The following is a 14,120-nucleotide window of genomic DNA, read 5'->3' on the forward strand; positions in this document are numbered from 1 at the left end:
CGCTTAGCCGTGACGCTGGCTCATGCACTTACGTGCTCGCATTCCCGGCCACTGGTTGGGCGCAAGACCTTTAGAACTTAGTCGTTCTTGCGGCGGGCAACGAGGCCAGTGCCAGCGGCGGTGCGGCCTGCACCTGCGCGAGGAGGATGGTGACGGAAGCACCGGTGTTAGCCAGGGACTTCTTGGCGTCAGTCTGAGCGGCCGGCTTGGCCGCGGGCTGAGCAGCCTCGGGCTTGGAGCCCTCGATGTCAATCTTGCCGGGGGTTGAGCAGCTTCGCCCAATCCTCAAGAGTGGAATCGGAAACGATCGCCTCATCAGACTTCTTGTTGATAAGATCGGACCAATTGGTGCCTTCGGATCGGCGCATCGTCAGCGGAAGCGACGGAAGCTGCACCAAGCGCAAGGGCGCCAGCGAACGCCACTGCGGTCAAGCGAGTGATAGTCTTCATTTTTCTCCTATGTTGAAACACATTCACCTATCAACAACCTGTCCGCCCCTTTGGGACGGGCGCCGGACATTGCGGTCCATGTCGATCGGTGAGCTGTGGCTCGTGTGCGTGAGTACCCTCATCCAAAGGACGACTCACAAGAATTCTCAAGCACTAAAGTGGAATCCCTGAGGAATATGGAAAATTGAAAACAAGCGACCGAAAACCCATGCCGCACGAAACTTTTTCACACCTTCATTAGCACAGGTCAAGCGTGCGAAATGACCAATTCCTCGAGCGTCGCCACGAAAATTCGGAAATTTTTTCTTGCAAGATGTGAGACAGGCCTCCCAACGCCAAACATCACCAAGGCACCACGTAGAGAGCACGAAATGCATATTTTCATCCGGTATAAAAGTGTCGGACTAACATCCTGCCGTGAGACACGTACTGAGCGCGAATATTCACGTGAATATGACGGTGGGGCGGCCCCGTTTGACGGAGCCGCCCCACCCGCGCACAACTTATGCTTGATCGACCTTCGGCCGGCCCATGACAGCACGTGCATTGGCCGCCAGAACGATTGAGCCCATGACCACCACGTGCGGCGTCGTCACTTCTTCGACGTCGACGCTCTCGGCGACGTCCGAGGCGTACACAATCGCCGCGTCGAGGAAAGGCTCCACGGCAACGCGGTCCTCACCGAAGACCTCGCGAGCAAGGTCTGCCAACTCGTCAATCGGCACGGCACGCTCCGAATCGAGGCCCGTGATCACGACCGAGTGGAAGTGCGGCTCAGCAACGGAGAGGATGCCCTCCACGTCCTTGTCCGCCATCGCGGCAAACACCAGCACGCGCGTGCCGGGGAAGACCTCCTCGAGGGCCTCGACCGTCGCCTCGGCGCCAGCGGGATTATGCGCGGCGTCAATGATCACCAACGGAGAATTCTTCACGATCTCCAGACGCCCCGGCGAGTTGGTGGCCATCAACGCATGCTCAACGACGTCTCCGCTCCACGCTCCCCCGCCGAACATCGCCTCGACCGCCGCGATAGCTATGGCCGCATTCTGCGCCTGGTAGGAGCCGTACATGGCAAGTGGCACGTCTTCATAAACGGCTGCCGGCGTGCGGACGCTCAACATCTGCCCGCCCACGGCGCCCTCGCGGTCAAGAACCTCCAGACTCTCGCCATACTGGACGTACGTCGCGCGATTCTTCACCACCGATTCGCGAACGAGGTCGAGAACCTCGGGCGTTTGGGGCGCGCTCACGAGCGTCGCGCCGGGCTTGAGAATGCCAAGCTTCTCCGTGGCGATATCCGTCAACTCGTGGCCGAGCCACTTTTCGTGATCGCGCGCAACCGTCATCAGCACGGCCACCTCGGCGTCGATCACGTTGGTGGCGTCCCACTGGCCGCCCATACCCACCTCGACGACGGCGACGTCCACCGGCGCATCCGCAAACGCAGCAAACGCCATGACGGTGAAGACCTCAAAGAAGGACATCCGCGGGCCGCCCTCGGCGGCGGACTTCTCATCCACCCACGCCACAAAAGGAGCCACGTCCTCCCAAGCCTGGATGAAGGCCGCGGGCGAAATCGCCTGACCGTCGATCGAGATACGCTCGCGCACCGAGTTCAGGTGCGGGGAGGTAAAACGGCCCGTGCGCAGGCCACGCTCCCGCAGGAGCGCCTCGATCATGCGCGCGGTCGACGTCTTGCCGTTCGTACCCGTGATGTGCACGGCGCGGAAAGACTTCTGCGGATTACCCATCATGTCAAGACAGTCGGCCACACGTTGAGTCGATGGCTGGACCTTGTGTTCAGGGGCCCTTGCCACGATCTGCGCATAGATCTGCGCCACCTGGCGATCGAGCTCGCTCTCCTCGGCCAGTACCTGGGTGTCATCCTTGGGCTCGGGAGCGTTCAGCACGTCATCGAGCACCGAGGGATCGGGGCCAACTACAAGCTTCGAGCGCAGGACCAGGTCGAGATCCGCTTCGAGTTCTTCTTCGTTCACGCAATCTTCTCCACGCTCACGGCGATACCATCACCGCCGCCGATGACGCTCGCCTCAAGAGCAAGCGTCTCGGCAGAAATCATCGCAAGGTTGGCCTCCACGGCCGCGACCCACTCGTCCGGGACACGTAAGGTCAGGCGGATGCGGTCGGCCACGTGCAGGCCGTCGGCCTTGCGCTGATCCTGAACGGCACGCACGACGTCGCGAGCGTAGCCCTCAGCCTCTAGAGCCTCATCCAAAACGGTGTCCAGCACGACGAACGCGCCAGAATCAAGAACCTCAGCGACCGAGCCCTCTGCTGCTTCGACAGCCGTGGTGGCCTCAAACTGGCCCGGCTCCAGCACGATCTGCGGATCGATGAGCATGCGGGCCTTATCGCCCTCAAGCGCCCACGCCCCCTCGCGGGCGGCCTTAAAGAGCGCCGAGGTGAAACGGCGCACCGACGGGTCAAGCTCACGCGGGAGAACCGAAAGTTCCTTGCGAACCTCCAGGCCGGACTCCTCCGCCGTCTGGATCTTGACCTCCTTGACGTTGACCTCGGAAGCGATCAACGAGGCGAACGGAGCCAGATCAAGGCCCGTCACAACAGTCAAGGAGCGCAGCGGTTGACGCACGCGCAACGAGTTGGCCTTGCGCAACGAGTGAGCATGTGAGACGACATCGCGCACCTCATCCATCACCTGCACCAAATCGTCGTCCACGACGCCGGCGGGCCACATCGGCCAGTCGGTCATGTGAACAGACCGGCCGCCCGTCAGGCCGCGCCAAATCTCCTCACCAACCAGAGGGAGCAACGGAGCAGCCACCCGCATGAGGGCCTCAAGGGAGGTGTACAGCGTGTCAAAAGCGCGCTCGTCCTCGTTCCAGAAGCGCTCACGCGAGGTACGCACATACCAGTTCGTCAGCAAGTCAATGAATTCGCGCACTTCCTGCGTCGCCGCCGGAATGTCCAGCCCATCGAGGTGCGCCTTGACCGCGTCAGCCAGCAGCTTCGTACGCGAAAGAAGGTATCGATCCATGACGTCGAGGCTGGCCAGCGCTTCGGCGTCGTGAACATCAATCGCAGACGCAACATAACCCTCACCGTTGTTGCAGGTGCCCGCGTACAGTGCGAAGAAGTACCACGTGTTCCACAGCGGCAAAATCACGTGACGCATCGCCTCACGGATGCCTTCCTCGTTGACCACGAGGTTGCCGCCGCGCAAGACCGGTGAACTCATCAGCATCCATCGCACCGCATCCGAACCATACTTGTGGTACATCTCCATCGGATCGGGGTAGTTACGCAAAGACTTCGACGCCTTGCGGCCATCATTGCCCAGCACAATTCCGTGCGAGATGCACGAGGTGAACGCCGGACGGTCGAACAGGGCGGTCGACAGCGCGTGCATCACGTAGAACCAGCCACGAGTCTGTCCGATGTACTCCACGATGAAATCGCCTGGGAAGTGGGACTCGAACCAGTCCTGATTCTCAAACGGGTAATGCTTCTGGGCGTAGGGCATCGAACCGGAATCGAACCAGACGTCGAGGATGTCGTCAATGCGGCGCATCGTCGACTTGCCCGTCGGATCGTCCGGGTTGGGCCGGGTCAGCTCGTCAATGTAGGGGCGGTGCAGGTTCGGCTCGCCATCCGGGCCCACCGGCAGGCGACCAAAGTCGCGCTCAAGCTCAGCGAACGAACCGTAGACATCGATGCGCGGGTAGGTGGGATCGTCCGACTTCCACACCGGAATCGGCGTGCCCCAGTAGCGGTTACGCGAAATCGACCAATCGCGAGCGCCCGCGAGCCAGTTGCCGAAGATGCCATCCTTGATGTGCTCCGGCTGCCAGGTGATCTGCTGGTTGAGCTCAACCATGCGGTCGCGGAACTGGGTGACGGCCACGAACCAGGACGTCACCGGCTTGTAAATGAGCGGCTTCCGGCAACGCCAGCAGTGCGGGTAAGAATGGACATAGGACTGTTCACGCACGAGTACCGCGCGGCGGGCCGGATCGATGCGCTCCTGAGAGCCGGTGCCGTCACGCAAATCGTTAAGGATCGGGCGGTTGGCGTCAAAAATGTTCATGCCCGCATAATCGGTAACCGTGGGGAAGAACTTACCGCTGGCGTCCACGGTCTCCACGACCTTGATGTCTGCCCCGGCAAGCACGAACATGTCCTCCTCGCCGTATGGAGCGATGTGGACAAGACCAGTGCCGTCCTCGGTCGAGACGTAGTCCGCCACGCGAATCTGCCACGCGTTCGGGCCCGGCTTCTCACTCTCGCGCGTGTAGTAATCAAAGATCGGGTAGTACTTCTTGCCCTGCAGGTCGCTGCCCTTGCACTCAGCCAGGATCTCGGGGGCCTCGCCAAGCTCCTTGGCATAGGCGGCCACACGGGCCTTTGCCACGATGACCTTTTCTCCAGCAAGCGGACCCTCGGCCGGGCATACGGTCACGTAGTCAATCTCCGGACCCACAGCAATGGCGAAGTTGGAAGGAAGCGTCCACGGCGTCGTCGTCCAAATGAGGGCCAGCTCGCCCGACTCGAGGCGCAAGCCCACCGTGACCGTCTGATCCTGGCGATCCTGGTAGACGTCGTCGTCCATCTTCAACTCGTGGTTCGACAGCGGGGTCTCGTCATTCCAGCAGTACGGAAGCACGCGGTAGCCCTCGTACACAAGGCCCTTGTCCCACAGCGTCTTAAACGACCAGATGACCGACTCCATGAATGTGGGGTCCAGAGTCTTGTAGCCGTTGTCGAAATCGACCCAGCGGGCCTGACGCGTGACGTATTCCTTCCACTCTTTGGTGTAGGTCAGCACGGACGTACGGCAAGCGTCGTTAAACTTCTCGATGCCCATGACCTCGATCTCGGACTTGTCCTGAATCCCGAGGATCTTCTCCGCCTCAAGCTCCGCCGGCAGACCGTGGGTGTCCCAACCGAACTCGCGCTCCACCTTCTTGCCCTGCTGGGTCTGGTAGCGGGCAATGACGTCCTTGACGTAACCGGTAAGTAGGTGGCCATAGTGCGGAAGGCCATTGGCGAACGGCGGGCCATCGTAGAAGACGAACTCGTCGCTAGTGCGCTGATCAATAGACGCTTGGAAGGTATCGTCCTTCTCCCAGTAGGATAGAACGTCCTCTTCAAGCGTGGGGAAATTCGGGGACGCGACGACGTCCTCTTCGCGATGCAGCGGGTACTTTCGGCTGGTCATTTCTCTCCTCGTGTTGGAGCACGAAGACGGCCCTCGTACTCCTCCAGTGTTTGCTGAAGTTTTAAGGCGAGGGCGACGTGACGCCGCGGTACCACCTCGCTTGCCACGCTGACGCGGGGCCGCTTATTGGGGACGATGACGAGTCCATCCGTTCGGTTCTAATAAGCCCGACGCGACAAACGCCAGCCGTTCTTCCGAAAGCTCCCCGGTGATAGCCGGATCAAAGCCAAGTATGATTCTAACGTGTGCTCCGGGCACGATGCTATGCCGAGCCAAACCGGCCCGACGTGAGATTCCTCCCGCCGCACATGAATTGCGGACCTCAGGCGGCTCCCCCATCACTGTTGCCCATCAGCGCATGCCCCACTTGTCGCTTCATTAGAGCAAATCCCAATGTCACCTTATGTAGGTAAAACCGCAATCTGTTCCGCCAACTCGGCAAACGACGGATAGAACCCGAGGCTTCGGTTGTAGAAAAAGAGGAGAGCGAAAACCGGCATGGTGATACCAAGACCGTACAGGAGTGGGTTTACCCAGCGGCGTGCCGAGACCTGCTCTTGGCAACCAGTGCGCCGCAACAAGATGAATATCGATGTCAGACCCACCGTGGCTAACAAAACAATGAGCTTGAGGCTCGTAAGCCCAAAGGGAGTTCCAGCTTCCCACAACATATCTGATCCTCTCTCAACGAACCTTCGACAGCCACGTCAATACGTCAGGAAATTCCTTAATCCACACGACCCACCCGTGCCCGCCTTCGCTTCTCTCGTCAAGGTAGACTCGGCTCGGATCATTCACTGCGGAAGCCACTGTACGAGCGTCTTCTATCGTCCCCTTATCAATAATGGAAGAGACGAACAGCAGATTGGCAGTCTTATCCGCACCTTTTGCAAGTGTCGAAAGTGCCTGTGCTTTGCGCACGCCTGGAACCTTCGACAAGGAGCCCTCCATGGGCATATCAATGCCGTGTAACCATACCGCATTCCCGAAAACATCAGGGTGCAGTATCCCCAACCTCCCCGCGCAGTATCCGCCCATCGATGGACCGACGACAGTCCAGTCCTCAGGCCTATTTGAAACGTCAAAGTTCGACTGAATGATCTTAGGCAGATCACGGGCAAACCAAGTTTCAGCTTTTAAACCGCCATCGATGTCAGCACAGGTGGCGATCTGTCCACCAAAATTCATATCCGAAGTGATGAGAATTGTTGGCGCGATTTTCCCGGCATCAATCGCCTCCTGAAGGGCGCGCGGCCCCCCAATAGCCGGGCCGATGGCAGCGGCACTGCCCGGAGTCCCGGGAAGAAGCACCATAACGTTGTACTTGACTCCTCGTTCGGGAAAGCCTCGGGGAACCCAGGTGCGGATTTGCGAGTTAATAGCAGATTCGGGACCAGTGATGGTCGCCTGGCGCATACCTTCATCATCAGATTCTTGCCATGTGACCCGGTAGCGCGAACTATCGCCGTTATTGATTTGCTCTGCTAGCTCGTTAAGCGGAACAGAAGGCACGGTGGCGATCTTGCCGGTGTCCCCTTCGTGGGTGAGAAAGCGCCACAATTCAGTGTGGTTTCTGAAATAGCCAAACTGGTAGTTGATCAAAGATGCGGCGGCGACCAGCACACACACCTGCGCCACAAGTATTGTGACAATTCGCCGCAGCGTACGCCTCTTGCCGCTACCGGGGCGCATGACCACGAAAAATCCAGCCACTATAACGATCATGGTCACGGCAATGGTGGCGAGCACGACCCACCCGTTGAGAAGATCCATGCGAGATACAATAGACCTACATTCGGTGCGAGCAATCATCGCGACGTACCTGCTAGGCTCAGTTTCGCGCAGGGAGAAAGACGACCGAGAGGCTTACCTAGAGCGAGCTCATGGGAGGACGAAATATGCTCGGATTCATCGGCACCGGCAATATGGGCGGGGCGATACTGGCAGGAGTGCTCTCCGCAGGGCTGGTTGCGCCAGACGACGTCGTCTTCACCCGCGCCAACGCCCAGGCGGGCGCTTCCCAAGCTAAGCACACCGGCTCACGGTTCATAGGGACGAACCGTGCGGTGTATGAGTCGCTCGGAGAAGGCGAGATGCTGATCGTGGGTGTCAAACCCCACGTGATCGGTAAGGTTCTGCGCGAGCTCGGCGAAGAAACGGGCGGGCAAGTGATCGTCTCGGTCGCTGCTGGTGTTAGCCTTCACACCCTTGCTGAGCACGCACCTGCAGGATCCCCGATCGTCCGCGTTATGCCCAACGTCAACTCCCAGATCGGTGCCGGCATGTCGGCGCTATGCCCCAACGCCGCCGTCACGGACTCCCAGCTGGCCGCCGTCCGCCGCATCTTCGACTCCATCGGGCAAACCGTGGTCATCACCGAGAAGGACTTCCCCGCATTCTCCGCCATCGCTGGATGCTCGCCGGCCTGGACGTACACCTACATCGACGCCCTCGCCCGCGCCGCCCTCGCCGCCGGAATAACGCTCGATTCAGCGCGCCGCATCGCCGCGCAAGCCGTCCTCGGATCGGCACAACTCGTCCTCGCCAAACACGGGGAGTTCACCCCCAGCGAGCTACGCGACCAAGTCACCTCCCCCGGCGGAACCACCATCGCCGGGCTCATCGCCATGGAGTCGGCAGGCTTCACACCCGCCGTCATCGACGCCGTCAACGCGGCCATCGCCCGCGACGCCGAGATTGGCAAAGCCTAGTCCTCCCAGGTCATCACGTCCGGGATGCCGCGCACCACGACCACCGGGCATTCGTGCGAGCTCATCATCACCACGCCCGCGAGCGCCGCAATCGCGTCAATGACGGATTCGCCGGTGGGCGTCTTCACGTCCAGCCCAGCCGACCCCAGGGCCACGTCCGCCACACCCCGACCCGGTTGCCCAGTGCGCCCTGATCCGGAAATGATCACTCCCGGGCGCCCACCAAAACGTGCCGCCAGGCCACGCCGGATCTCGCCAGCGGCCTGATCGACGTCGTCGGGAGCCTTCAAGCCAAGCGCCTCGGGGATACTGACACGCGTGCGAAAACCATCGGGTTCCTCACCCGCCTTGTGCCAACGACCCTGAGCCTTGGCCAGAATCTTGCCGGCGAGGACCACGACGTCGTCGCCACGCATACCGACGTAGCCATCGGGCCACGAGAGCGCGTTCAGATGCGGGGAAATAACCGCCGCGACGTCGTCGCCAGACGTGAGGGCTGGAATGCCGGGAACAGTCACGGCCTGTACTGAAGTCATGGAGGTACTATAACGCCAAACCTCACACTGACGGACGTGACCGGCGCCAAGCGAACGTGGGAGAATATGGCCATGACTGACGAAACACTGCGTACATCCACACAGGTTCCCGCGAAGGCGAGCCTGGACGGCCTCGAGGATCGCTGGGGCAAGGAATGGGAAGAGAAGGGCACCTACTCTTTCGACACTGACACCACCCGCGAGGCGGTCTACTCGATCGACACTCCCCCGCCCACGGTCTCTGGCTCGCTCCACGTCGGTCACGTATTCTCCTACACGCACACGGACGTCGTGGCGCGTTACAAGCGCATGCAGGGCATGAACGTGTTCTACCCGATGGGATGGGATGACAACGGCCTGCCTACCGAACGCCGCGTGCAAAACTACTTCGGCGTTCGTTGCGACCCTTCCCTGCCGTATGAGGAGGGCTTCGTTCCCCCGCACGATGGCGGCGACGGCAAGTCGATCAAGTACGCCGACCAAAAGCCAATCTCGCGCCGCAACTTTATCGAGCTGTGCTGGAAGCTGACCGAGGACGACGAGAAGCAGTTTGAGGCGCTGTGGCGCCACCTCGGCCTGTCGGTCGATTGGAAGCAGAATTACCAGACGATCGGTGCCAAGGCCCAGAAGGTCGCCCAGGCGGCGTTCATCCGCAACGTCGAACGCGGCGAGGCCTACCAGGCTCAGGCCCCGGGCCTGTGGGACGTGACATTCCAGACTGCCGTCGCCCAAGCCGAGCTCGAGGCCCGCGAATACCCGGGCGCCTACCACTCGCTCCAGTTCCACACTCCCGATGGCGACGTCACCATCGAGACCACCCGCCCCGAGTTGCTTCCGGCGTGTGTGGCGGTCATCGCCCACCCCGACGACGAACGCTACCAGCACCTCTTCGGCAAGACCGCGATCACCCCGGTCTTCGGCGTCGAGGTACCTATCCTTCCGCATCCGATGGCGGAGATCGACAAGGGCTCGGGCATCGTCATGTGCTGTACGTTCGGCGATCTGACAGACGTCCAGTGGTGGCGCGAGCTCGGCCTGCCCATGCGCACCGTGCTCGGCAAGGACGGCCGCCTCCTGCGCGAGACGCCGGATTGGATCACCACCGACCTCGGCCGCGAGACCTTCGCCGAGATGTCCGGTGCCACCACGTTCTCCGCCCGCAAGGCGCTCGTGGCCAAGCTTGAGGAAACCGGTGAGATCATCGGCGAGATCAAGCCCACCACCCGCATGACGAACTTCTTCGAGAAGGGCGACAAGCCGCTCGAGATCGTCCCCTCCCGCCAGTGGTACATCCGCAACGGCGGCCGCGCCCACACCGAGGCCAACGGCAAGGACCTGCGTGAGAACCTGCTGACCCGCGGCGAGGAGCTCGAATTCCACCCGGACTTCATGCGCGTGCGCTACAACAATTGGGTCGAGGGCCTCAACACCGATTGGCTGATCTCGCGTCAGCGCTTCTTCGGCGTTCCGCTCCCGCTGTGGTACAAGGTATCCGAAAGCGGCGACGTCGATTACGACGCCGTGTTGGTGCCCACCGAGGACATGCTTCCGGTGGATCCTTCCTCCGACACGCCCCCGGGATACGAGGAGTCCCAGCGCGGTGAGCCCGGCGGCTTCGTGGGTGAAGTCGACATCATGGATACGTGGGCTACCTCGTCAATGTCGCCCCAGGTGGCCGGCGGCTGGCTCACCGATGACAAGCTCTTTGCCCAGGTCTACCCGATGGATCTTCGCCCCCAGGGTCAGGACATCATCCGAACCTGGCTCTTCTCCACCGTAGTTCGCGCCCATCTGGAGTTCGGCGGACTACCGTGGAAGCACGCGGCAATTTCGGGTTGGATCCTCGATCCGGACCGCAAGAAGATGTCCAAGTCGAAGGGCAACGTCGTCACCCCGATGGGCCTGCTGGAGAAGCACGGTTCCGACGCCGTCCGCTATTGGGCAGCCTCCGCCCGCCTCGGCACCGACGCGGCTTTCGACGAGCAGCAGATGAAGATCGGACGCCGCCTGGCAATGAAGGTCCTCAACGCCTCGAAGTTCGCGCTCGGCATGGCAGGCGGCGAGGCCCAGGTAGACCTCGATCCGAGTGCCGTCACCGAGCCGCTCGACAAGGCGATGTTGGCGATGCTTGCCGACGTCGTCGCCCGCTCGACCAAGGCACTGGAAAACTACGATCACACCCGCGCCCTCGAGCTGACGGAAACATGCTTCTGGACGTTCTGCGACGACTACCTTGAGCTTGTCAAAGATCGCGCCTACGATCGCGACGGCGAATACGCGGCCGCCGGCGATTCGGCCAAGGTTCGCTCGGCGCGCGTCGCCCTGAACCTGGCCGTGGACACCTTCCTTCGCCTGCTCGCGCCGGTGCTGCCCTACGCCACCGAAGAGGTGTGGTCCTGGTACCGTACGGGCTCCGTGCACCGCGCACAGTGGCCGGCCGCCGACGTCTTCGGCGCCGCCGCCGATGGGGACGCCGACCTCGTGGGTGCCGCTGGCAAGGCACTTGCCGCACTGCGTAAGGTCAAGTCTGAGCAGAAGGTCTCCCAGCGAACCGCTTACGCCGACGTAACCCTGACCCTCCCCGCCGGTGGCGCCGCCGCCGCGGAGTTGGTGCGTGGCGAGCTCGAATCGGCTGCACACGTCGAAGGCGAATTGGCCTTCGTCGAGGCCGAGGTTGACGGCCCCGAGGTAACGGCCTTCGCGTTCGTCACCGAAGAGTAGGCTCGGCGTCGGGCTGGGTTCGGCGTCGTTCGGCCGGGCTGATTGCTTAGCTTAGTGGCGGATTTCATGACTACAATGCCATGAAATCCGCCATTTCGCACCCCACTTACGATACCGTAGCTTTATTGCTACGATTTAATTAAGGAGCATCGGTGAGCGAATACATCGAAGAAGAGGGCGTCTCGTTCGTGCCCGGCAAGATGGAAGTGACCGACCAGATGACGGTGCCGGCACTGATCCGTCGTCGTGCGCTGGAAATGCCGAAGAAGACGGCCATCTTCCGCAAGTCCGCGATGGGCAACCAGTGGATCCCCGTGGGCTGGGCCCAGTTCTACGACGAAATTCGCGCACTCGCCCGCGGCTTCATCGCCTACGGCCTCCAACCAGGCGAACGCGTGGCCATCATGTCGCACACCTCCTACGAGTGGTCCCTGTTCGACTTCGCCGTTCAGTTCGCCGGCGGATACGCCGTCCCAATCTACGAAACCTCTGTGGTCGAACAAGCCGAGTGGATCATCAAGGACGCGGGCTGTAAGTTCGCCGTCGTCGAGAACCAGGCGATGGAAACCATGCTTCAGCCTCTGCTCGAGCGCGTCGACGTTCTCGAACAGATCTTCGTCATGGCCGACGACGCCCAAGGCCGCATCTCTTCCGCCGGTTCCCTTCACGACGACGACGAGATCGACCGCCGCATCGACGCCCAGGTGGCTGACGACGTGTGGACCATTATTTACACTTCCGGCACCACCGGACGCCCCAAGGGCGTTGTGCTCACGCACCGCAACCTGCTCCACGTCGCCATCAACGGCCCCGCCGACGAGGGCCTCATGGACGTCGTCTCCCGCAAGGGAGCACGCACTATCCTCTTCCTTCCGATGGCACACGTTTTTGCACGCTTCATCAACGTCATGGCTCTCTATGCCGGAACTGGTATCGGTTACTGTCCCGACACGCGAAACCTCGTTGCCGACATGCAGTCCTTCAAGCCCACCTACGTGCTCGCCGTGCCGCGCGTGTTCGAAAAGATCTACAACGCCGCCGACGCCAAGGCCGGCAAGGGCCTCAAACTCAAGATGTTCCGCACGGCGGCCAAGGTCGCCATCGCCTACGGTCGCGCCCTCGAAACCGAGGAGGGCCCCTCGCCCAAGCTCGCGGCGCAGCAGCGCATGTTCGACAAGCTGGTCTTCTCCAAGATGCGCGACATCATGGGCGGCAAGGTCGAGTACGCCATCTCGGGCGGCGCACCGCTGGGCAACCGCCTCGCAGCCTTCTTTACCGGCGCCGGAATCCAGATCCTCGAAGGATACGGCCTGTCCGAAACGGCGGCACCGACCACCGTCAACCGGGTCAACAAGTTCCGCCTGGGCTCGGTCGGCCCCGCCTACCCCGGCTGCTACGTCAAGGCCGCCGAGGACGGCGAACTTCTCGTCAAGGGTGACCACGTCTTCAAGGGCTACCACAACAACCCTGAGGCAACCGCCGAAGCATTCACCGAAGATGGCTGGTTCCGCACCGGTGACATCGGGCGCGTGGACGAAAACGAGTTCGTGTGGGTGACGGGCCGCAAGAAGGAACTCATCGTCACGGCAGGTGGCAAGAACGTCGCGCCCGCTGAGCTCGAAGATCGCCTCCGTTCCCACCCGCTGATTTCGCAGGTGGTCGTGGTCGGGGATCAGAAGCCGTTCATCTCGGCCCTCTTAACCCTCGACGCCGAGGCCCTCCCCCAGTGGCTCTCCAACCGCGGCCTGCCGCCCATGTCGGTCAACGAGGCCGTCAATGATCCGCAGGTGATCGCAGCCATCGACCGCGCCGTCAAGCGCACGAACGAGCACGTCTCGCGTGCCGAGTCCATCCGCAAGTTCAAGATCCTTCCCGGCGACTTCACCGTGGAAAATGGCTACATGACCCCGTCGTTGAAGGTCAAGCGCACGGCCATCATCCGCGACTTCGCCTCGGCGATCGAGGAAATCTACACCAAGTAGTGGTGCGAAGAGGCCGAAAGGCGGGGGCGCGGGCCGGGTTCCGCGCCCCCGCCTTTCGCCGAAACCGGCCATCGCACCCGGGCCCTTCGCCGAAACCGCACTAAGCTGATCGGCGCTGTATTAAAATACGCCAGATTAATGCAGCGCGGAGCAGCTTACTACAGCGCGGGCGGGCCGGGCCGGTTGCGACCGCCCCTACTCGCCGTTCTTTTCCGCGGCGATGCGCTCGTGATGGTGGATCACCTCAGCCACAATAAACTTTAAGAACTTCTCAGCAAACACCGGGTCAAGGTCGGCTTCGACGGCAAGGCGGCGCAGACGCTCCACCTGGCGTTCTTCGCGCGCGGGGTCGGCCGGCGGAAGATCGCGCTCGGCCTTAAGAATGCCAACTTGTTGCGTGCAGCGAAAACGCTCAGCAAGAATGTGGACGAGCGCAGCGTCCAGGTTGTCGATCGTCTTACGGAAGCCCTCGAGCTCCGCGGGAATATCAGCCATCGCGTCTTCCTCTTCCTCGGGCATCTAG

General features: G+C 61.6%; 10 protein-coding genes. 3 read left to right on the plus strand and 7 right to left on the minus strand.

What is annotated here, in order from left to right:
• Nucleotides 1-70: 70 nt before the first annotated feature.
• The 5 genes from HLG82_RS06390 to HLG82_RS06410 all read right to left on the minus strand — a co-directional run bounded on the left by HLG82_RS06390 (nucleotide 71) and on the right by HLG82_RS06410 (nucleotide 7,420).
• Complete coding sequence (locus HLG82_RS06390; RefSeq protein WP_193326048.1) at nucleotides 71-316, minus strand: hypothetical protein; 246 nt, start codon at nucleotides 314-316, stop codon at nucleotides 71-73.
• A 637-nt stretch (nucleotides 317-953) separates the two neighbouring features.
• Nucleotides 954-2,447 (minus strand): bifunctional folylpolyglutamate synthase/dihydrofolate synthase, encoded by a 1,494-nt coding sequence (locus HLG82_RS06395; RefSeq protein WP_193326049.1) that lies wholly within the window; start codon nucleotides 2,445-2,447, stop codon nucleotides 954-956.
• Nucleotides 2,444-5,647 carry an isoleucine--tRNA ligase gene (gene ileS, locus HLG82_RS06400; protein ID WP_193326050.1) on the minus strand — a complete coding sequence of 1,068 codons (3,204 nt, stop codon included), beginning with the start codon at nucleotides 5,645-5,647 and terminating at the stop codon, nucleotides 2,444-2,446. The genes HLG82_RS06395 and ileS overlap by 4 nt, the downstream gene beginning before the upstream one ends.
• A 401-nt stretch (nucleotides 5,648-6,048) precedes the next feature.
• Nucleotides 6,049-6,318, minus strand: a complete 270-nt coding sequence (locus HLG82_RS06405; RefSeq protein WP_193326051.1) for a hypothetical protein — start codon at nucleotides 6,316-6,318, stop codon at nucleotides 6,049-6,051.
• A gap of 13 nt (nucleotides 6,319-6,331) precedes the next feature.
• Complete coding sequence (locus tag HLG82_RS06410; protein WP_193326052.1) at nucleotides 6,332-7,420, minus strand: alpha/beta hydrolase; 1,089 nt, start codon at nucleotides 7,418-7,420, stop codon at nucleotides 6,332-6,334.
• Nucleotides 7,421-7,545: 125 nt separating this feature from the next.
• Between HLG82_RS06410 and proC the strand changes: the two genes are divergently transcribed.
• Nucleotides 7,546-8,358 (plus strand): pyrroline-5-carboxylate reductase, encoded by an 813-nt coding sequence (gene proC / locus HLG82_RS06415; RefSeq protein WP_193326053.1) that lies wholly within the window; start codon nucleotides 7,546-7,548, stop codon nucleotides 8,356-8,358.
• Here the strand turns inward: proC and HLG82_RS06420 are convergent.
• Nucleotides 8,355-8,894 carry a coenzyme F420-0:L-glutamate ligase gene (locus HLG82_RS06420; RefSeq protein ID WP_193326054.1) on the minus strand — a complete coding sequence of 180 codons (540 nt, stop codon included), beginning with the start codon at nucleotides 8,892-8,894 and terminating at the stop codon, nucleotides 8,355-8,357. The two genes, proC and HLG82_RS06420, sit on opposite strands and share 4 nt — an antisense overlap.
• Nucleotides 8,895-8,966: 72 nt before the next feature.
• On the opposite strand from HLG82_RS06420, the gene valS reads away from it, so the two are divergent.
• Nucleotides 8,967-11,615, plus strand: coding sequence for a valine--tRNA ligase (valS, locus tag HLG82_RS06425; RefSeq protein WP_193326055.1), 2,649 nt, complete (start codon nucleotides 8,967-8,969; stop codon nucleotides 11,613-11,615).
• Between the two features lie 152 nt (nucleotides 11,616-11,767).
• Nucleotides 11,768-13,597, plus strand: coding sequence for an AMP-dependent synthetase/ligase (locus HLG82_RS06430; RefSeq protein WP_255313836.1), 1,830 nt, complete (start codon nucleotides 11,768-11,770; stop codon nucleotides 13,595-13,597).
• A gap of 195 nt (nucleotides 13,598-13,792) precedes the next feature.
• Here HLG82_RS06430 and HLG82_RS06435 read toward each other — a convergent pair whose 3' ends face one another.
• Entirely contained in the window at nucleotides 13,793-14,092 is a 300-nt protein-coding gene (locus tag HLG82_RS06435) for a chorismate mutase (RefSeq protein ID WP_193326056.1), read from the minus strand.
• Between the last annotated feature and the right edge of the window lie 28 nt (nucleotides 14,093-14,120).

The organism is Trueperella pecoris (assembly GCF_014926385.1).
Taxonomy (GTDB): Bacteria; Actinomycetota; Actinomycetes; order Actinomycetales; family Actinomycetaceae; genus Trueperella; species Trueperella pecoris.

Bases quoted from the DNA above. Each gene is read 5' to 3' on its own strand.
- HLG82_RS06390 (WP_193326048.1), bottom strand. From the start codon at position 316: ATGAGGCGATCGTTTCCGATTCCACTCTTGAGGATTGGGCGAAGCTGC.
- ileS (WP_193326050.1), bottom strand. From the start codon at position 5,647: ATGACCAGCCGAAAGTACCCGCTGCATCGCGAAGAGGACGTCGTCGCG.
- HLG82_RS06405 (WP_193326051.1), bottom strand. From the start codon at position 6,318: ATGTTGTGGGAAGCTGGAACTCCCTTTGGGCTTACGAGCCTCAAGCTC.
- HLG82_RS06410 (WP_193326052.1), bottom strand. From the start codon at position 7,420: ATGGATCTTCTCAACGGGTGGGTCGTGCTCGCCACCATTGCCGTGACC.
- proC (WP_193326053.1), top strand. From the start codon at position 7,546: ATGCTCGGATTCATCGGCACCGGCAATATGGGCGGGGCGATACTGGCA.
- HLG82_RS06420 (WP_193326054.1), bottom strand. From the start codon at position 8,894: ATGACTTCAGTACAGGCCGTGACTGTTCCCGGCATTCCAGCCCTCACG.
- valS (WP_193326055.1), top strand. From the start codon at position 8,967: ATGACTGACGAAACACTGCGTACATCCACACAGGTTCCCGCGAAGGCG.
- HLG82_RS06435 (WP_193326056.1), bottom strand. From the start codon at position 14,092: ATGGCTGATATTCCCGCGGAGCTCGAGGGCTTCCGTAAGACGATCGAC.